Raw genomic sequence first — 20125 nt, 5'->3', positions numbered from 1 at the left:
ACTATGTTTGATGTATGAATACTTCAGATCAAACGACTGTTTATTTTGACGGTTCCTGTCCGCTTTGCGTACGGGAGATTGCTATTTATAAAAATAGTAAGTCGACAGATGTGGCTTTTATTGATGTGTCTACTGTTGACTATGCAGATGATGATCTCGATCAATCAAGAGCAATGGCACGCTTCCACGTTCGTCAAGCTGACGGTACGTTGATTGACGGTGGTGAGGCTTTTATTGCGCTTTGGGAAAAAACACCCGGATTTAAATGGTTGGCTTGGTTATTTAAACCGCCATTTATGGTCAAAATTGCCAATGTTGGATACGATAAGTTTTTGACAATACGACCAGCTATTCAGTGGCTATTTGGAAAGCGTAAGCATGATGGAATTAAATGACGCTTGATTTGTCTTCCTTTGGGCGTGAATTAAATGTGGTCGTTTTTGGCGCAAGCGGTGGAATTGGTACGTCAATCGTTCAGCTGTTTGCGGACTGTGAGAACGTCACAAATATCACGGCATTTTCTCGCTCTCAGCCTCAAACAATAATTGATGATGTCATATATGAAAGCTTCGACCTTCTCGATGAGGATAGTATCGAACGCGCGGCGGATATCGTTAGTGATCCTGTCAATATTGTATTTATCGCAACAGGGCTTTTGCATGACACCGCAGATAATGGCGCTTTAATAAAACCTGAAAAAAGTTGGCGGGCTTTTGATCCACAAGCAGCACAATTGATTTATCGCATCAACGCAATTGGCCCGATGCTCATTGCTAAGCATTTTTTACACAAGCTTGCGGGTGATAAGAAAAGCGCCTTTGCGGTGATCTCTGCGCGCGTTGGCTCTATCACAGATAATAAAATAGGGGGCTGGTATTCATATCGCTCGTCAAAAGCAGCCCTTAATCAAATGATCCGCACCGCTTCCATTGAACTGAAAAGAAAGAAACCGCAAGCGCTTTGTGTTAGCCTTCATCCCGGCACGGTCAACACAGGATTATCAAAGCCATTTCAAGGGAATGTGCCCAATGGCAAATTGTTTGAGCCGCAAAAATCCGCGCTTTCCATGCTTAATGTTTTGAATGGATTAGAGGCAGAAAGCAGTGGCCATCAATTCGCTTGGGATGGCCATTTGATTGCTCCATAAGTTGTTCTTGTTTTGGGTTGCTATAAAATATTGGCGCTTAGCTGACTAAATTTAAGATTAATATGATGATCTTTTTGCAATGGGTTACAACTTGATCTATTAATTGAAGATAAGTAGGTCAGTATTGCTGACTAAAAATATTTTAATTTTCAAATTGCTATACTGCTTTGAGAGTGAGTTTTTGTGAAACACGAACTTGTAAATGCTGATGTTACATTAGACGATAAATATGCAGCTGAATCTGGCCAGGTTTTCATGAGCGGCTTGCAGGCGCTTACTCGGCTACCTATGACGCAAATTAAACGTGATCGAGCTGCAGGTTTGAAAACCGCTGGGTTTATTTCTGGCTATCGTGGGTCACCACTTGGGGCTTATGATCAGCAATTGGTGCAGGCCTCGAGCTGGCTTAAAAAGGCTGACATAAAGTTTCAACCCGGTGTGAATGAAGAATTGGCTGCGGCTGCTATTTGGGGCACGCAGCAGTTGCATTTGTCGGCTGGCGCTAAGCGTGATGGCGTTTTTGGTATCTGGTATGGCAAAGGGCCAGGCGTTGACCGCTGTGGTGATGTTTTTAAACATGCTAATGCGGCAGGTACTGCAAAGCATGGTGGTGTTTTGGCGTTGGCTGGTGATGATCATGGCGCTAAATCTTCGACATTGCCGCATCAATCAGACCATGCGTTTATGAACGCTATCATGCCGTTGCTATACCCTTCGACCACCAGCGAATTTCTTGAGCTTGGCCTCGCAGGGATTGCGATGTCTCGTTATTCTGGTTGCTGGTCTGCTATGAAAGTTCTTGCCGATACCGTTGAAACAACGGGCGTCATTGACCTTGCTGGCGAAAAGCGGATCTTTGTGAAGCCTGACGATTTTGAGATGCCTGAGGGCGGATTAAATATACGCTGGCCCGATGACCGTTGGTCGCAAGATAGCAGATTGCAAGAGTATAAAGCCAGCGCGGCTATTGCATGGGCGAGGGCGAATAAGCTTGATCGTGTGACCATGGACTCGAAGAAAGCGCGCCTTGGTATCATTGCATCGGGTAAATCCTACGAAGATGTGCGCCAAGCCTTACGTGAGTTGGAAATTGATGACGCAACGGCAGAACAGATTGGGCTGCGGGTTTATAAAGTCAGTATGCCGTGGCCACTAGAGCCTGAAGGTGTTCGACATTTCTCAGATGGTCTTGATACAATCTTGGTCGTGGAAGAGCGTCGTGAGATTATTGAAAATCAGATAAAGCAACAACTTTTCAACTGGCGGGCAGATGTACGCCCTCGTATTATCGGTAAACTTGATGAGAAGGATAAGCCGGTACTGCCACTGGATCAGGTGCTGAGCATTGGCAATATTGCCCGTGCCATTTGCGACCGGCTGATGGAATATGATCTGGATGATGATTTCAAAAATCACATTGAGCGCCGTCTCGATTGGTTTGAACACAGGCGTCTTATGCGCGAGAAGCATGTGCCTGCAGCGCAGCGCACGCCTTATTTTTGCGCTGGCTGCCCCCATAATACATCGACAAAAGTACCAGATGGTAGCCGTGCGCTTGCGGGGATCGGATGCCATTTCATGACCCTTTGGATGGATCGCAATACCGATACTTTTAGCCATATGGGGGGTGAGGGTGTTGCGTGGACGGGGACTGCTCCCTTCACTGAGGAAAATCATGTTTTCGCTAATTTGGGCGATGGAACATATTTTCATTCGGGCTCTCTTGCTATCCGTCAAGCGGTCGCCAGTGGCGCTAATATTACATATAAACTGCTTTATAATGATGCGGTTGCTATGACCGGTGGTCAGTCAGTTGATGGCAATCTGTCGCCTGAAAAAATTACACATCTAATGTACCAAGAGGGCGTCAAAAAAATCTACCTCATCACGGATGAGCCTGAGCGTTATAAGAAAGGTGATTTAGCACCTGATGTTATCATTGGGCATCGAGATACGCTGGATGCTGCGATGAAGGATTTAAGCGGTGTTTCTGGTTGTACGGTGATTGTTTACGATCAAACCTGTGCTGCTGAAAAACGCCGCCGCAGAAAGCGCGGGCTTATGCAAGACCCCGCACGGCGCGTTTTCATCAACCAAGCTGTTTGTGAGGGGTGTGGCGATTGTTCGACCCAGTCCAATTGTGTGGCAATAGAGCCATTGGAAACGGCCTTTGGGCGCAAGCGAAAAATTAATCAATCTGTCTGTAATAAAGATTTCTCTTGCTTAAATGGCTTTTGCCCTTCGTTTGTAACCGTTGAGGGTGGCGAGCTGAAAAAACAGCAAGCTATTTCCAATGTCGATTTTTCATTTGTTCCTGAGGTTAAAAAATCACCAGTACTGAATAAACCCTATAATATTGCCGTGACAGGTGTTGGCGGTACGGGTGTTTTGACTGTCGGTGCGATCTTGGGGATGGCGGCGCACCTTGATGGTAAAGCATCAAATGTCTTGGACATAGCTGGTCTCGCTCAAAAGGGCGGTGCAGTTGTCAGTCATATCAGGCTTGCAGAGTCGCCAGACGAGATTAGGGCTGCGCGATTAACAACTGGCTCTGCTGATTTGTTGATTGCGGCCGATAATGTCGTTGCCGGTACATTGGATGGTGTGGTGCTTTGTGAGAAAGACGTCACGTCAGGTATCATCAATACGCATATGACGCCAACACAAGAGTTTGTTCGTGATCGCGATTTTGATTTTCGCGAATGGGAGGTGATGGAGAAAATACGCGATGCCGTTGGTGCTCGTATTTCTACACATAACTTTACCCAAATTGCTGAAGCTGCTTGTGGCGATCTTATTGCGACTAATATCTTGATGCTCGGTTATGCGTATCAACAAGGTCAATTGCCGCTCAGTTTAGCTGCGATTGAACGGGCTATCGAATTGAATGGTGTTGCTGTCGATGCCAATAAGACAGCGCTTCAGTGGGGGCGTCTTCTTGCGCATGATACGGAGAAATTGAAAATTTTGCTGAGCAAAATGCTGCCGCAAGAAGTGGTCATACCAGAAACGCTAGATGAGATAATCGAGCACCGTGCCCAGCATTTGGCCGATTATCAAAACAGCACTTTGGCAAAACGGTATCGCACCTTTATTGCTAAGGTGCGTGATGGAGCACTCAATGCAGGGGTGAGTGATAAGCTCACGGTCACTGTCGCTAAAAACTACGCTAAGCTATTGTCATATAAAGATGAATACGAAGTCGCACGCCTTTACACAACGCCAGAATTTACCAGCCAGATTGAAGAGACTTTTGCTCAAGGAGGAAAATTGAATTTTCACTTTGCGCCACCAATTTTCAATAAAATAGATAAAAACACAGGCCGTCCCACCAAAAAAGCTTACGGTCCGTCGATGTTGAGATGGTTGAAAATTATAAAACGATTCAAAGGGCTGCGGGGTACTTTCTTGGACCCATTTGGATATTCAGAAGAGCGCAAATTGGAAAGGCATCTTATTCGTGACTATGAAAAGACGATTAAAACCCTGCTCGTTAATATCCGTCGTGCGAATGAGATGATTGGTGTTGAGATTGCTGATTTACCTGATCAGATTCGCGGTTTTGGCCCTGTGAAAGAAAAAGCAGCCTACGAATCGCTGGCACGCGGGAAGCTCCTGTTGGAGCAGCTTAAAAACCCTGCCATTAAAAATTCAAAACCACGTGAATCAGTTAAAAATTCAAAAACTCGTGAGCCAGCCATCTAAAGCGCTATTATTATACTAAATTTTCAAATGATTATTGAAACATCAGTTGACGATAATCATTCTTTGGTCAAAACTCTCTATTAAGAATGATGATTGTATGTGAGCTATTGATTTTGTTTTGTGATTAATCAATTTTGTCTATTTGATAATAGATTGTTTGCACGCATTTAAATCAAATATTGGATTAATGAAGGAGGGCAGAAATGAAGTTTTTGAAGACGACAGCAGCGATAGCAGCACTACTGTTAAGCGGGCTTACAGCACAAGCCGCGCAGGATCCGCAACGGGTCACTGTAACAGGCGAAATAATGGATACATGGTGTTATTATTCCGGTGTCATGGGTAGTCCTGAATCAACCACTGGTTCTGCACACCACACCTGCGCTGTATGGTGCGCGGCTGGTGGCATACCGGTTGGTCTTCTAACGGAAGAGGGCGAGGTTTATCTTGTTCTTGAAGTTGAAGGTGCAGGTACTGCAGATGGCTCAGAAACAGTTCTTGATATCCAAAGTGATGTCATCACAGCAGATGCTTTGTTGTATGAGCGTGATGGATTTAAATACCTTGTTGTTGAAAAGGTTGTTTCAAACGCAGGCATTACTAATCTATCGCATGACGAGTTTGGTGTTATTCCAGGCTTTGCCATTCCTAAATCAGCACGTGGAGGTTAATTATGAAAAAGTATCTTTTGGCCCTTGCGGTCGCTTCACTTCCATTTCATGCCCCCGTTACTGTGATGGCCGATGATGGTGCTAGCCAAGCAAAGTCTTGGAAATTAACCGGTGAAGAAAAAGCACGGTTTTCAGCTAAAGTTGTTGATGTGCTTTGTGAAGTCGCAGGTAAATGCGCTGATAATTGCGGTGCTGGTAGTTACCAAATAGGCTTGCTTACCACTGACGGTAAACTTATCCCGATTAATAAAAATGGCCAGGGTTCGTTTAATGGTGGCGTTGACGATTTGCTCCCTTTTTGTGGGAAAAATGTTGAAGTTGACGGTCTTTTGGTCGGTGAGAATGTTCCCTCAAAATATTATCAGGTTCAATTGATTAAACCTGAAGGTGGCGAGTGGGCAAAAGCTAATCTCCACACCAAAAAGTGGAAAGAAAAATATCCTGATGCTGGTGGCAAGGGTCCATGGTTCCGTCGTGATCCACGTGTCTTGTCTCAACTTGAAAAAGATGGCTATCTAGGGCTTGGCGCTGACGCTGATAAAGCGTTTATTAAAGAAAACTACTAAGCTGTATGAAACCTAAAGGAATCGTTCTTTGAGATCACTTCTTCTAGGGGGCGTTATGATTGGACTTGCCGCGCTGAGCTTCAGCGCGGTTATTTCGCTTGATCCGAGTGAAAACCTTACTGTTGCACAATCCAAATCACTTGAAACTGTGGCCGTGGTTGAGCCTGAAGAGCAATCAGTGGAATCTAAGCCTGCCAATGTGGAATCCAGTGTGGAATCACAATTGGCCAAGGTTGACTCTCAATTGCCACAAGGTTTTTCACCCTTTGGTGAAAATATTGGTGGTACTTTCGATCTGATCGATCACTTTGGTGATCCAAAGCAGCTTGAAGATTATCGCGGCAAGCATGTGATGATATTCTTTGGCTATGCCAATTGCCTTGCAATTTGTTCTGCGGCTTTGCCTCTCATGGCAGATACGATTGATCTATTGGGGGATGTGGGTAAAGAAAAACTGGTGCCACTAATGATTACGGTGGACCCTAAAAACGATACACCGAGCTTCATGCGCGAAAAGCTGGCCGAATATCATGCCTCACTTATTGGTATGACTGGCTCTGATGGCGCGCTTGCGGATGTTCGTAAAAAGTTTCAGGTGCGCACAGAATATGTGGGTGAAGATATTGATGGTAATGCGATTTATAATCACGGCAGCTTCATCTATCTTTTGGGGCCGGATGGAAAATTCCAAACCTTGGTTCCGCCCATTCTTGGTCCGCCTCAAATGGCTGAAATTATCAATAAATACCTGACAAAAACGGATGGTTGATCCGGCTTTGATGTGAGCTTACTGCTCGTTTAAAGCAGCGCAGCTTATGCATAAAGTGGCCATAGGATCGATTTGTAGGCGTTTATCAGCAATATCCTCTCCGCATTCTAGACAATAGCCATATTCATCGTCGTCAATTCTGCGAAATGCAGCCTCGATACGCACGAGGTCATAGTGACGGCGGCGTTGTTGTTCTTGGGCCATGGCTTGTCCCTGCATAGCGTCCATGCGAGAAAGGCGTCCAACAGACTGCTGATCGAGCTCAATCGGTTTGCTATCTTGCTCGGAGATTTTTTGTAAATCCATCAGCTCTTTCTGCTTTTGTTCAAGCTGCTTGCGTGCTGTTTTCAAGTCGGCAGCCATTTTATTGGTTCCTTATTTATGTCTCGCCCTTTAAAAGGGTGACTTAATCATTGTGACACCTAGGAAACGCACATGTCTACTCAAACCCAAATCCGCCGTCGCGCTGCAATTGATATCTCAAAGATGAAAGGCAATAAGAAGATTGTCTCTTTGACTGCTTATCATGCCCACACTGCGACGATTATCGATCCTCATGTTGATTTTATTCTGGTTGGGGATTCGCTTGGTATGGTGATGCATGGGCTGGAGACAACCATTCCTGTGACCGTGGATATGATGATCCTGCAGGGTCACGCGGTGATGCGCGGCTCAAAACATGCATTGATTGTGGTTGATATGCCGTTTGGCTCTTATGAAGAAAGCCCTCAAGTTGCCTTTCGAAATGCGGCACGTATCATGAAAGAGACTGGATGCGGAGCCATTAAGCTTGAGGGCGGGGCATTGATGGCTGATACCATCCGCTTTCTGGTCGATCGCGGTATTCCGGTCATGGCGCATGTGGGCTTAACCCCTCAAAGTTTCAATACAATGGGCGGTTTTAAGGTGCAGGGCCGTGAGGAAGATGAATGGGCGCTGCTTGAGGCCGATGCGAAAGCTGTCGCGGATGCAGGTGCTTTTTCAGTTGTGGTTGAAGGAGTTGCGGCGCCGCTTGCAAAACGGATGACAAACGCGGTTGATATTCCTACAATAGGCATTGGGGCATCATCTGATTGTGATGGCCAGATACTGGTGCTTGAGGATATGCTGGGTCTTTCTGACTGGGTGCCTAAATTTGTGAAGAAATTCGGCTCATTGCGCGAGCATATTGAGGAAAGCGTGTCTTCTTTCGCGGATGCTGTGCGGGATGAAAGTTTTCCTGCCGAAGAGCACACATATGCGATGAAACAAGACAAGAGCAATAAAGGCTCATAAAATAGAAGCTGCGTTTGCTTTTTGAGTGCACAATGAATAGTGTCGCGCAGCATTTTAGATAACAGACCGACTAGGTGAAGCAATGAGTGATTTTTTTCGTGAAGTGGACGAAGAACTGCGCAACGACCGGATGCACAACATCTGGAAGAATTATGGCAAGTTGTTTATTGGCGGTATTGTGCTGGTCGTTTTGGCTACAGCGGCATATCGCTATTATATTTACTGGGTTGATAGCCAAGCTGGGATATCCGGCGATAAATATCTTCAAGCCCTGCAATTGATAGAAGATGGTGATCGCGATGGTGGTCAGAAGCTTTTGTCAGAGCTAGAAGCGGATGGCTTTGGTGGTTATCCTATTTTGGCTAGGTTTAAGGCGGCCGCAGCTGTTTTGGGGGGCGGTGACAAGCCGACTGCCATCAAGGCGTTCGATGCTCTGGCTGATGAGGGTTCAATACCAGAAGAATTGCGTGATTATGCGCGGTTGCAAGCAGCCATTGCGACTGTTGATATTGGATCTTATGATGATGTCAAAAAGCGCACAGAAACATTGCTTGGTGATGACAATCCGTGGCGCCATTTGGCCCGTGAAGCTTTGGCACTTTCTGCATGGAAAGGTGGGCGTGTGGATGAGGCAGCCAAATGGGTATATGAGTTGAAGCGTGCGGTTGATATTCCACAAGGCTTGCGCCAGCGTGTGCAATTGCTTGAAGAATTGGTTGTCGGCGCAGGTGGTAAGATTCAAGCTGCAGGTTAAGCGGACGCATTTTGCGTCGCTATTCAGGATTTAACAATGTCATTCAGTATTGCGATTGTCGGTAGACCCAATGTGGGTAAATCTACCCTTTTCAATCGTCTAGTTGGGCGAAAACTTGCGCTTGTGGATGACACGCCTGGTGTTACCCGTGATCGGCGCGAGGGTGAGGGAACTCTTGGCGATTTAGTTTTCACCATCATTGATACAGCCGGACTTGAAGATGCGGCTGAGGATAGCCTTGAAGCCCGTATGAGGCTGCAGACTGAGGCCGCGATTGAAGAGGCGGATGTGTGTTTGTTTATGATTGATGTGCGCGCAGGTGTGACACCGGTGGATGAACATTTTGCGCAACTTCTGCGTCGCTCGTCAAAGCCCGTTATCATTCTTGCCAATAAATCAGAAGGCCGCGCAGAGCTTGGGGCTTATGAAGCCTTTTCTCTCGGCTATGGTGACCCTGTTGCTATTTCGGCAGAACACGGAGAAGGTCTTGGTTCACTCTATGATGCGTTACAGCCTTTTTCTGATGCAGCGCAGCTTGTGGTCGATGAAGAAGAAGACTTCGATGATCCAAATAAGCCACTTAAAATTGCCGTCATCGGGCGACCTAATGCTGGTAAATCAACCCTCATCAACACACTTTTGGGCAAAGAGCGCCTTTTAACCGGTCCGGAAGCGGGCATTACGCGCGATTCCATTTCGATCGACTGGGAATGGAACGACCGGCGCATTAAGCTTTTTGATACAGCCGGCATTCGTAAAAAAGCCAAGGTGAATGAGAAGCTTGAAAAACTCTCAGTCGCAGATGGTTTGCGCGCTATTCGCTTTGCCGAGGTGGTGGTTGTTACCTTTGATGCGACCATTCCTTTTGAAAAGCAGGATTTGCAGCTTGCCGATCTTGTGGTGCGGGAAGGACGCTCGCTGGTGATTGCCTTGAATAAATGGGACCTGATTGAAGACCGGCAGGAAACAATGGAAATGCTGCGCGAGAAATGTGAGCGGCTTTTGCCACAGGTGCGCGGTGTGTCGATGATCCCTATATCCGGTATCACAGGTCATAATCTGGAAAAACTCTTGAAAGCCGTGGTCGCAACCTATGATGTTTGGAATACTCGCCTTTCTACGTCACAGCTGAATCGTTGGTTTGATGATATTACCCAATATCACCCACCGCCTGCGGTTGCTGGCAGGCGCTTGAAGCTTCGGTATATAACACAAGCCAAATCGCGACCGCCGACCTTTGTGATTTTTTGTACTCGTGCGGATGCCTTTCCAGAATCCTATAAGCGTTATTTGCTGAATGCTATCCGCGAAGATTTTAAATTGCCCGGTATTCCTTTGCGGCTGATCTTGCGTGAAGGCGATAATCCTTACGCAGATCGCAAATAACCCCGTAATAAATCGATTTTGCGCAAAATCATTTTGCAATGCCATCTACGACAATGGTCTATTGTGATTATGGCGTCACGCCTTTAGTCAGGATAGTCTGTTGTGTTCGGGGAGGGCATTTTAATGCGTGATATTTTGAGCGAATTGGAAGAACGTCGCGAGACTGCACTGTTAGGTGGTGGCGAAAAACGCATTGCCAGACAACATGAGCGCGGCAAGCTGACTGCCCGCGAGCGTATTGATCTTTTGCTCGATGAAGGCTCTTTCGAAGAATTTGGCATGTTTGTGCAGCACCGCTCTGCGGATTTTGGCATGGAGAATAAAAAAATTCCCGGAGATGGCGTTGTCACCGGTTGGGGTACGGTCAATGGCCGTAAGATTTTTGTTTTTGCCAAGGATTTTACCGTTTTCGGTGGATCGCTCTCTGAGGCCCACGCAGAGAAAATATGTAAACTGCAAGATATGGCGCTGCGCAACCGTGCGCCGATTATTGGATTGATGGATGCGGGTGGCGCGCGCATACAAGAAGGCGTTGCAGCCCTTGGCGGCTATGCTGAAGTGTTTCAGCGCAATGTGCTGGCATCAGGCGTGATACCGCAGATATCGCTTATCATGGGCCCTTGTGCTGGCGGTGATGTTTATTCGCCCGCAATGACTGATTTCATCTTCATGGTGCGTGATACGAGTTATATGTATGTGACCGGTCCTGATGTGGTCAAAACAGTGACCAATGAAACCGTCACCCACGAAGAGCTGGGTGGTGCATCTATTCATACGACAAAATCATCTATTTCGGATGGGGCGTTTGATAATGACGTTGACGCGCTGATTGAAATGCGGCGGTTGATTGATTTTCTCCCACTTTCAAACACAGATGAAGTACCACAACTTGATGTGGTCGACAGTCCCGACCGTCTTCATATGGCGCTCGATACATTGATCCCTGATAGCGCGAATAAGCCCTATGATATCAAAGAACTGATCTTGAAGGTGGTCGATGAAGAGGATTTCTTCGAAATACAAGAAAAATTCGCAGGCAATATCGTCACAGGTTTTGGTCGCATAGAGGGCAAGACCGTTGGTTTTGTTGCCAACCAGCCAATGGTGCTGGCCGGTGTGTTAGATAGTGATGCAAGCCGCAAGGCGGCGCGGTTTGTGCGCTTTTGCGATTGCTTTGGTATTCCTATCGTCACCTTCGTCGATGTGCCGGGCTTTTTGCCGGGCACCGCACAGGAATATGGCGGCTTGATCAAACATGGTGCGAAATTGCTGTTTGCCTATAGTGAGGCCACGGTTCCCAAGGTTACCGTTATCACACGCAAGGCCTTCGGCGGTGCTTATGACGTGATGGCATCGAAACATTTGCGCGGTGATATCAACTACGCTTGGCCATCGGCGCAGATTGCTGTGATGGGCGCGAAGGGTGCGGTTGAGATTATTCATCGTGAACATATTGCTGATGAAGACAAAATTGAGGAACTAACCGCTGAATATGAAGAGCGTTTCTTGTCTCCTTTTGTTGCGGCTGAGCGTGGTTATGTGGATGAGGTGATCTTTCCTCATTCAACCCGCAAGCGCATATCAAGAGCGCTCCAGATGCTGCGGGATAAAGACTTGCAGAATCCTTGGAAAAAACACGACAATATTCCGCTCTAAGAGTTTGTTTCCAAGCATTGAAACCAACGTCCAAAAATTAAGGAGGGTGTATCATGATTGTATCAACGACTAATAGTGTACCAAACCGCGAGACGGTTGAGATTATCGGCATTGTTGGCGGAGAAGCGGTTTTGGGCGCTAATCTGTTTCGCGACTTTTTTGCCAATATCCGCGATATCGTCGGTGGTCGAGCGGGCTCCTATCAAAAGGTGCTGAAAGACGCGCGCCAATTCGCGCTGGACGATATGATTACTGAGGCACATGAGCTTGGAGCCGATGCGGTCATTGGTGTTGATCTTGATTATGAAGTGATTGGCGAGAAGGGCTCCATCTTGATGGTGTCGGCGAATGGAACGGCGGTAAAACTGCGTTGAGGTCTTCTTTGGAAGGGATTGTAATGTTTAGCAAAATACTGATTGCAAACAGAGGTGAAATTGCCTGTCGTGTTATCAAAACGGCAACGGCAATGGGCATTAAAACTGTGGCGGTTTATTCTGAAGCTGATGCGCGGGCGCCACATGTTTTAATGGCTGACGAGGCGGTTTTAATTGGCCCATCTGTAGCCGCTGAATCCTATCTTGTGATTGAAAAAATCATTGATGCTTGCAAACAAACGGGTGCAGAGGCTGTTCATCCGGGGTATGGGTTTTTGTCGGAAAACCCGCTCTTTGCAAAGGCGCTGGCTGCTGAAAAAATTGCATTCATTGGCCCCAACGTCAAAGCCATCGAGGTGATGGGTGACAAGATTGAATCCAAGAAATTTGCCAATCAAGCTAAGGTCAGCACCGTGCCGGGGTATCTTGGTGAAATTGGTGATGCGGATGAAGCACTGAAAATAGCCAAAGAGATTGGTTTTCCAGTGATGATAAAGGCGTCTGCTGGCGGGGGCGGAAAAGGCATGCGCATTGCGCGTTCTGCTGGTGAGGTGAGTGAAGGATTTCAACTTGCCAAATCAGAAGCTAAATCATCCTTTGCTGATGATCGTGTTTTCATTGAGAAATATATCGAACAGCCGCGCCATATTGAAATTCAAGTGCTGGGCGATAAGCACGGCAATGTGATTTATCTGGGTGAGCGTGAATGTTCCATTCAGCGCCGTAACCAAAAGGTCATTGAAGAAGCGCCCTCAGCTTTTTTGAATGAAGAAACCCGCAAGGCTATGGGCGAACAATCGGTCTCCCTTGCAAAAGCCGTTGATTATGAAAGCGCGGGCACCGTTGAATTCATCGTCGATCAAGATCGTAATTTCTATTTTTTAGAAATGAATACCCGCTTGCAGGTGGAGCATCCAGTCACAGAATTGATCACCGGTGTTGATTTGGTCGAACATATGATCCGTGTGGCCTATGGCGAAACGCTGGCTATCAAGCAAGAGGACGTAACGCTTAAAGGCTGGGCGATTGAAAGCCGTATCTATGCCGAAGACCCTTTCCGCAACTTTCTTCCTTCTATCGGGCGCCTGAGCGCTTATCAGCCACCAGAAGAGGGTGAGGAGGATGGGATTGTCATTCGCAATGATACTGGTGTCACGGAGGGGTCTGAGATTTCGATGTTTTATGATCCGATGATCGCGAAACTTTGCACCCATGCCGAAACACGAAATGAAGCAACGCTTGCTATGAGTGCCGCGCTTGATCAATTCGTTGTGGAGGGTATTCAGCACAATGTGCCGTTCCTCTCAGCCTTGATGGCACATCCGCGATGGATGAGTGGTGATATTTCAACGGCCTTCATTGCTGAAGAATTTCCCGATGGCTTCAGCGGTGTTGCGGTTGATGACGTGACAACGGAGACTTTTATCGCTGCCACACTGGCAATCGGTCTGATTGAACGCACGCGCCGCGATGCTTTCAAAAGCCGTTTGCGGGAGCATCATGGCTCTTTATCTCCAAATTGGGTTGCTATGTTAGAGCGTGAGGGGCATCCAATTGTATTGGAAAGCCTTGAGTTTGAAGAGGATTTTTTCATTGAAGCTCAGTTATCTGGTGAAGATGAAATTTCGACCATTGTGACGAACTGGGTGCCGGGTGAAAAAGTTTTATCATTGCAAGTTGATGGGCGCTTGAGTCATCTTCAGGTGCGGCGTGAAGGTTCGGCTTTTCATCTCAGTCATCAAGGCGTTATGAAATCGGTACGCCTCATGCGTCCTAACGAGGCTGCTATGATGGCTCATATGCCGGTCAAGTTACCACCAGATACTTCTAAAATGCTTTTATGCCCTATGCCTGGACTTGTTGTTTCCATTGCTGTGCAAGAAGGGCAAAAGGTCCAAGCAGGTGAGGTGCTAGCAAGCGTTGAAGCCATGAAAATGGAAAATGTTTTGCGAGCAGAACAAGATGTCACTGTTAGTTCGATTAAAGCAGAAGTTGGCGAAAGCCTTGCTGTTGATGCGGTGATTATGGAGTTTGAATAGGAGTGGCATCGATCGTTGGACCAAATATTTCTTCAAATGAAGCCCTTAGCGCTATATCCACCTCTGGCTGAGACACAAGAAGTCCAAGATCTTCAAAACTTGTAATGCCATGATCTTCAATGCCGCAGGCGATGATGCCCTCAAAGTGTTTGAGGTCAGGTGCTACATTGATGCTTACACCATGAAAACTCACCCACTTACGTAGTCGGATGCCAAGGGCTGCGATTTTGTCTTCGGCCACGGACCCATTGGCCGTGCGTGGTTTTTCTGGCCGTTGAACCCACACGCCTACGCGCTCCTCACGTCGTTCACCCGTAATGTTAAATTGCTCCAGCGTGTTGATAAGCCATTGTTCCAAAGCTGAGACATAAAGACGAACGTCTGGCTGCCTTTTTTGTAAATTCAACAAAACATAGGCAACCCTTTGTCCTGGTCCGTGATAGGTATATTGACCACCGCGACCTGTTTTAAAAACTGGAAAGCTATCTTGATCGACCAGATCAGCCTGATTGGCGCTGGTGCCAGCGGTGTAAAGGGGCGGGTGTTCTAAAAGCCAAACACACTCAGGCGCACTGCCAGCGGCAATATCTGCTGCACGCTTTTCCATTGCCACCACGGTTGCTTCATAGGACGCTAAACCATCAAAAATGGACCATTCAACAGGCGGCATATCGCTCTGCTGAGGAAAATATACGTTTTTTATTGTCGAAGCAGCTCTGGGATTCACAATTGAGTAACCATAAACAGGCAATGTTGTATCTAGTAGTGGTGTATTCTTGAAACTTATAAAGAGTACACGGATGTGAATGTAAAGGGATTGTTTAGTGGTTGATGAGTTAGATTTTGACACAGTTGATGTTGATACTGATGAAGATAATGCTGATTTAGACAAAATAACTCCAATTAAGGAAATTGGTCTTACACTCGATGTTGTTCTGGGTGAGACTTCAATGCCAATTCATGAATTGTTGAGATTGGGACGTGGTGCAGTCATCTCTTTGAACCGGGATGAAGACGACGACATTAGTATATATGCTGGGGATCAAGAGGTTGCCTGTGGTCAGCTGCGCTTGAACGGCGAGCGTATCGAGGTCGTTGTGACTGATACAAAATTACGCGGTCCAGAGCACCGTGTGCCTTCTGATCCTTTCAAGAAAATTGCTTAAAACAATATATTTTCAATAGATTTGCGAATAATGTTATGAATGCGCAGAAAGCGGCTTGTCGTTATGAAATGCATTTGCTAAGCCAGCGCTCTCATCTAATGGATGAGGTTTTGGTTGCGGCCGTGGCGGAATTGGTAGACGCGCAGCGTTGAGGTCGCTGTGGGGTAAAACCCGTGGAAGTTCGAGTCTTCTCGGCCGCACCATTTTTTGATCTTATAATTTTAATTTCACGATAATTTACTTCGTAAATGCCGCTGCTGGGGCGGACTTTGTCCGGCTAGCTCTTTGCTCGCGGGTGAAGTGGCTTGGTACTTTGATCTTGCGATAAATGGTTGTCCTTAAAACCTTATTTGCGGATCAATGCGATCATCTGATCGGCCGCGATTTGAATATCGGAGGGTCTTTTGTTGATGCGGGCAAGCATCATGGCGCCCTCAAGGGTTGCAAGATAAGTCTTGGCAAAGTCTGTCGCATCAAGACTCGTATGAATTTCACCCTCAGATTGACCCTTTAAGATGATAGCCGTTAAGACATCATGCTGATCGCTGAAGAATGCACTTATGGCAGAATGAAGCTCTGGTTCGACACTGTTAATTTCGCAGGCAAGCATGCCGCATAAACAGAGTTTGTTTTCTTGTTCTAGCGTTGTTTTAAACAGTCCAGCATATGCGGCTAATATAGCAGGGGCTGTTTTGAGACTTGTGACCAACTTATCTGTGAGGTCTACAAAGTCTGACCTATATTGCGTCGCGACGGCAACGGCGAGGCCGGTTTTGTCGGGATAATGATAATGAATACTGGAGCTCTTAACTCCAACTTTGTTCGCAATGTCGCGGAAACTGAAGCCATTATAGCCTCGTATTTGTATGAGCCTTTGTGCGCAATCCAATATTTGATCACGTGTATTTAATGTACTGGCCATGGCACTGAATCTCTTTTTTAAATAATTCACCTAAACATCTATCTATCTAGTGATAGTCTATTGACACGTGGATATCAATAGTATTTAAGGCGTCTATCTAGTGGTAGATAGATAAGGGAGCCAATGATGGTTTTTTGGAAAAGAAATAAAAAGGCTGATCACGCAAGCAAAAGCGCTGTGGTCAACAATTCTAATGAAGCACGAAAGGATAATAAAATGAGATTTGAAAACAAAGTAGCAATCATCACGGGTGGTGGATCTGGTATTGGAGCAGAGGCAGCAAGACAATTTGTTGCGCAAGGCGGCAAAGTTGTAATTAACGGACGTACACAGTCTAAACTTGATGCTGTTGCGAATGAGATTGACCCGAGTGGAGCGTCAGTTGCAACATTTGCGGGTAATATTGGTATAGCAGCGACAGGACAAGGCCTCGTTGATACAGCTACTGAACGCTTTGGGGGGGTCGATGTTCTGTTCAACAATGCGGGTATCTTCACACCTAAGCCTTTCGTAGACGCAACTGAAGAAGAGTATGACAACTTTGTTGATACCATCCTCAAAGGTAAATTCTTTGCGGCCCAAGCAGCAGCTAAAGCGATGAAAAAAAGAGGTGGCGGCGCTATTGTACAAACAGGGTCAATGTGGGGCTTGCAAGCGATGGGCGTGACGCCATCTGCTGCTTATTCTGCTGCAAATGGTGGTGTTCACCAGTTGACGAAAAATCTGGCGCTAGAGTTGGCTAATGACAATATTCGTGTCAATTCGGTTGCGCTTGGTGCTGTTGTAACGCCTGTGTATTCAACATTCATGTCAGATGCTGAAATTGAAGCTGCATTGCCAACTTTCCATGCAATTCACCCTCTTGGCCGTATGGGCACGCCAAGCGATGTTGTTAACGCGTTGCTATTCTTTGCATCTGAAGATGCAGGGTGGATCACAGGAACGATACTACCCGTAGACGGCGGCATTATGGCTGGGCGTAACTAGTCTTTGAGAATCGCACATAAATAGTGTTGCCTTTAGAGGTATTACAAGGCTGATCGGGGAATCCTGATCAGTCTATTTTTTTGTGGGTCTTTTATATAAATAATCGCGGGTTAGTGGCACACCGTCGGCTTCGCGACCAAGTTGAATTTGCACGACATTGGCTGAGCCATGCATAAAGACACCTTCACAGGCAGCCAGATAAAACTCCCACATGCGGGCAAATCTCTCGTCGTACATTGCGACAGCTTCTTCACGGCGTGCCGCAAATCTGTTGCGCCATTCGTGCAGGGTGTGCCCATAGTGATGACGCAGTACTTCGACATCCAAGACCCACAAGCCAGAAAGCTCCACGGCGTTTACAATTTCTGACATGGCTGGACTATAGCCATTGGGAAATATGTATTTTCGAATGAAGGGACCGGTAATGCCGGGCGGAGATTTTGTGCTGATTGAATGGATCAAGGCCACCCCGTCGGGTCCCAAGAGATTGCGCACTGTTCTGAAATATTCTTTCAGGTGATAGGCGCCCACATGCTCAAGCATGCCAACGGAGACAACGCGGTCGAATTTTTCCGTTATATGGCGATAATCACAAATATCGAAAGACACGCGTGAGGAAAGACCAGCGTCGCTGGCGTTTTGCCGCGCAATTCGCGCTTGGTTTTCTGACAAGGTGATACCTTTGACGTTGACGTCATAACGCTTGGCAATTTCTATCGCCATCCCGCCCCAACCACACCCAATATCCAAGACGGTTTGACCGGGTTTGATGTTGAGCTTGTTGATTATATGGTTCTTTTTTTCACGTTGGGCTTGTTCTAATGTTTCTTTCCCTGTTGGGAAATAAGCACAAGAATATTGCTTGTCTTCATCCAGAAACAAGTCAAATAATTCGTCTTTCAGATCATAGTGATGTTTGACGTGAGCGCGCGATTGAGTGACGGGGTTATGCTGCTGCAGGCGCCTCAGTTTTCGCGATAAGGTGCCCCAAAATACTTGGCCAGGTGATCGATCAAACTGTCGCCGATTTCGATAAAACAATAATAGAAAATCATAAACATCACCCTCCAGAATTTCTAAAGTACCGTCCATATAGGCTTCTGCGGCTTTTAGTTCTGGATTGAAGGGAATTTTCCAATCGAGGGATTTGTCGTTGATGCGAATGACCACGGGTGTGCTGTCATCTTCCGTGCCAAATATCTCGCTTGAACCATCAGGGCTTATGAGCGTCAATTGACCTTTAATTATGGATTTTCTAAACAGCGTAGGTAAAAATCTCACAAATAATAACTCCGAAGGATGAAAGAAGGTGCTCAGGATGGTGGCTGAGTGCGGCAAAAAAAATGAACACATTGGATATATCGCTCAACCATCATATCACGCATGATTTCGGGCAATGTCAAGATCGCTATCTTATGAGAAAAAAGGCAATGGTTATGCTTTGCACAGCATAATAAACTCAAAGCGGTTTCTGAAAAAGTAGGTCTATTCTAAAAGGAATGAAAGGGAAAGTTAATGCTTAATGATGGTTGGTAGTAGATTACAAGATTTTGATTGGTATCTTATTATAAATATCTGTAACCCATTAAGCTAATCACTAAGCTAAGCATTAATGTGCATCACATGAAACAATGGATATCATCTTCAAAACCGCTTAAAGCACTTATCAGGCCACTTCTAAAAAACCCATTGGAACATGATCTGATGGAGTTAAAATATGGTCTTTGGTCAGGTGTTTCCTCTCTTTTCGATGAGGATGAACGACAACTGGGTGAGGGCAATGTGAGCCCTATGATTTTTAATCATGATATCCCGACGGACGTCCATTCTTGTAAATTTAGTGGCTCGCGCGACGGCAAGTTGATTAATATGTCGTCCTTGCGCTCTACCATGAAATATTTTTACGAAGCATCGGCGATTACAGTTGCTATTCGTGATTTCCACATGGAGAAAATCAACAAGCCAATAACCGAAAACCCAAATATATGGGATTTATACGTGATTGCTCGTGCCTCTCTTGCCTTGATTGCGTATCGCTATCGTTCAGAAAACCGCCCTATAACTGATAGGATGCCGAATGATTTGGGTAGCCAATATAAGATGGTCACTGGCATTTATGTGATCTGTCGTGAAATGGTGAGTGCTGCTCACCCAGCGATTAAAAACAACGATTCCATTTCAGCGCAAGAACTTTATGATTATGCTGACAAGCATAACCTTTTTGAGTCAGATACTGGCATGGTGTGTGCCGGTAGTGCCCGTAAAATTGTTGAATTTCTGGAGCTTGCAATTCAAGGCCGCAACCACCCGGAGGGCGCCAAATTGAAGTTGGAAAAACAAGGCGACCATCTGGATGTTTTGGGTCGATATGCTCCTGATATCAAGGGCTGGTATAGCTATGCTATGCTTACTATTGAGCTGGATAGTTTTATCTTAATGGAAGTTTTAGAACGTAAATTGGAGGCTAACCCCTCGGGCAAAGAGCGTATTCAGGCCGTTATTGACATAACCCGTGCGCAGCACAGCTATTGGTTGGAACTGCTTGAGCGTAGTGATGAACCTAATACAGCGGACTTTAAACAGGGGGCGTTAGAGCGACAGAACGCGATTCTAACTCACTTAAAAAAACCACCAGTTAAAGCCATTTCTAACAAGGTGTTCAATGCACGCCTTCATGATAAAAACCAGACGGAAATAGCGCAATAATG

At 46.2% G+C, this 20125-nt stretch carries 19 protein-coding genes and 1 tRNA gene; 16 read left to right on the top strand and 4 right to left on the bottom strand.

Annotated elements, in window-relative coordinates:
• Positions 1-14 precede the first annotated feature (14 nt).
• The 6 genes from ABJ081_11365 (at position 15) to ABJ081_11340 (ending at position 6858) form a co-directional block, all read left to right on the top strand.
• Complete coding sequence (locus ABJ081_11365; protein MEP6357268.1) at positions 15-395, top strand: DUF393 domain-containing protein; 381 nt, start codon at positions 15-17, stop codon at positions 393-395.
• Positions 392-1147: an SDR family NAD(P)-dependent oxidoreductase gene (locus tag ABJ081_11360; protein MEP6357267.1), complete on the top strand. Its 756-nt coding sequence runs from the start codon at positions 392-394 to the stop codon at positions 1145-1147. The genes ABJ081_11365 and ABJ081_11360 overlap by 4 nt, the downstream gene beginning before the upstream one ends.
• A 183-nt stretch (positions 1148-1330) precedes the next feature.
• Positions 1331-4852, top strand: coding sequence for an indolepyruvate ferredoxin oxidoreductase family protein (locus ABJ081_11355; GenBank protein MEP6357266.1), 3522 nt, complete (start codon positions 1331-1333; stop codon positions 4850-4852).
• 203 nt (positions 4853-5055) lie between these two features.
• Positions 5056-5523: a hypothetical protein gene (locus tag ABJ081_11350; protein MEP6357265.1), complete on the top strand. Its 468-nt coding sequence runs from the start codon at positions 5056-5058 to the stop codon at positions 5521-5523.
• Positions 5524-5525: 2 nt separating this feature from the next.
• On the top strand, positions 5526-6089 hold the full coding sequence (locus tag ABJ081_11345; GenBank protein ID MEP6357264.1) for a hypothetical protein: 564 nt from the start codon (positions 5526-5528) through the stop codon (positions 6087-6089).
• A 28-nt stretch (positions 6090-6117) separates the two neighbouring features.
• Positions 6118-6858: an SCO family protein gene (locus ABJ081_11340; GenBank protein ID MEP6357263.1), complete on the top strand. Its 741-nt coding sequence runs from the start codon at positions 6118-6120 to the stop codon at positions 6856-6858.
• An 18-nt stretch (positions 6859-6876) separates the two neighbouring features.
• Here ABJ081_11340 and ABJ081_11335 read toward each other — a convergent pair whose 3' ends face one another.
• Positions 6877-7221 carry a TraR/DksA C4-type zinc finger protein gene (locus ABJ081_11335; protein MEP6357262.1) on the bottom strand — a complete coding sequence of 115 codons (345 nt, stop codon included), beginning with the start codon at positions 7219-7221 and terminating at the stop codon, positions 6877-6879.
• A gap of 72 nt (positions 7222-7293) precedes the next feature.
• Between ABJ081_11335 and panB the strand changes: the two genes are divergently transcribed.
• The 6 genes from panB to ABJ081_11305 all read left to right on the top strand — a co-directional run bounded on the left by panB (position 7294) and on the right by ABJ081_11305 (position 14342).
• Positions 7294-8133: a 3-methyl-2-oxobutanoate hydroxymethyltransferase gene (gene panB, locus ABJ081_11330; protein MEP6357261.1), complete on the top strand. Its 840-nt coding sequence runs from the start codon at positions 7294-7296 to the stop codon at positions 8131-8133.
• Between the two features lie 82 nt (positions 8134-8215).
• Positions 8216-8887, top strand: a complete 672-nt coding sequence (locus ABJ081_11325) for a tetratricopeptide repeat protein (GenBank protein ID MEP6357260.1) — start codon at positions 8216-8218, stop codon at positions 8885-8887.
• A gap of 36 nt (positions 8888-8923) precedes the next feature.
• The gene (gene der, locus ABJ081_11320; GenBank protein MEP6357259.1) at positions 8924-10273 is read left to right on the top strand and encodes a ribosome biogenesis GTPase Der; all 1350 of its coding nucleotides are present in this window, start codon (positions 8924-8926) and stop codon (positions 10271-10273) included.
• A gap of 123 nt (positions 10274-10396) precedes the next feature.
• Complete coding sequence (locus ABJ081_11315; GenBank protein ID MEP6357258.1) at positions 10397-11929, top strand: acyl-CoA carboxylase subunit beta; 1533 nt, start codon at positions 10397-10399, stop codon at positions 11927-11929.
• A 53-nt stretch (positions 11930-11982) separates the two neighbouring features.
• Positions 11983-12303, top strand: coding sequence for a heavy metal-binding domain-containing protein (locus tag ABJ081_11310; protein MEP6357257.1), 321 nt, complete (start codon positions 11983-11985; stop codon positions 12301-12303).
• A gap of 23 nt (positions 12304-12326) precedes the next feature.
• On the top strand, positions 12327-14342 hold the full coding sequence (locus ABJ081_11305) for an acetyl/propionyl/methylcrotonyl-CoA carboxylase subunit alpha (GenBank protein ID MEP6357256.1): 2016 nt from the start codon (positions 12327-12329) through the stop codon (positions 14340-14342).
• Here ABJ081_11305 and lipB read toward each other — a convergent pair.
• Complete coding sequence (gene lipB / locus ABJ081_11300) at positions 14326-15072, bottom strand: lipoyl(octanoyl) transferase LipB (GenBank protein ID MEP6357255.1); 747 nt, start codon at positions 15070-15072, stop codon at positions 14326-14328. The genes ABJ081_11305 and lipB overlap by 17 nt on opposite strands.
• A gap of 94 nt (positions 15073-15166) precedes the next feature.
• Here lipB and ABJ081_11295 point away from each other — a divergent pair, with 94 nt between their 5' ends.
• The gene (locus ABJ081_11295; GenBank protein ID MEP6357254.1) at positions 15167-15508 is read left to right on the top strand and encodes a FliM/FliN family flagellar motor switch protein; all 342 of its coding nucleotides are present in this window, start codon (positions 15167-15169) and stop codon (positions 15506-15508) included.
• A gap of 116 nt (positions 15509-15624) precedes the next feature.
• Positions 15625-15711: transfer RNA gene (locus ABJ081_11290), tRNA-Leu, on the top strand.
• A gap of 143 nt (positions 15712-15854) precedes the next feature.
• Here the strand turns inward: ABJ081_11290 and ABJ081_11285 are convergent.
• On the bottom strand, positions 15855-16430 hold the full coding sequence (locus tag ABJ081_11285; protein MEP6357253.1) for a TetR/AcrR family transcriptional regulator: 576 nt from the start codon (positions 16428-16430) through the stop codon (positions 15855-15857).
• A 216-nt stretch (positions 16431-16646) separates the two neighbouring features.
• On the opposite strand from ABJ081_11285, the gene ABJ081_11280 reads away from it, so the two are divergent.
• On the top strand, positions 16647-17417 hold the full coding sequence (locus tag ABJ081_11280) for a glucose 1-dehydrogenase (protein MEP6357252.1): 771 nt from the start codon (positions 16647-16649) through the stop codon (positions 17415-17417).
• A gap of 72 nt (positions 17418-17489) precedes the next feature.
• On the opposite strand, the gene ABJ081_11275 is transcribed toward ABJ081_11280, so the two are convergent.
• Positions 17490-18698 carry a cyclopropane-fatty-acyl-phospholipid synthase family protein gene (locus ABJ081_11275; GenBank protein ID MEP6357251.1) on the bottom strand — a complete coding sequence of 403 codons (1209 nt, stop codon included), beginning with the start codon at positions 18696-18698 and terminating at the stop codon, positions 17490-17492.
• Between the two features lie 342 nt (positions 18699-19040).
• Between ABJ081_11275 and ABJ081_11270 the strand changes: the two genes are divergently transcribed.
• The gene (locus tag ABJ081_11270; GenBank protein ID MEP6357250.1) at positions 19041-20123 is read left to right on the top strand and encodes a hypothetical protein; all 1083 of its coding nucleotides are present in this window, start codon (positions 19041-19043) and stop codon (positions 20121-20123) included.
• Positions 20124-20125: the final 2 nt, after the last annotated feature.

The organism is Hyphomicrobiales bacterium (assembly GCA_039989895.1).
Taxonomy (GTDB): Bacteria; Pseudomonadota; Alphaproteobacteria; order Rhizobiales; family JACESI01; genus JACESI01.
The sequence above is the reverse complement of the archived record's forward strand: the minus strand, read 5'-3'. Positions and strand labels throughout refer to the sequence as shown.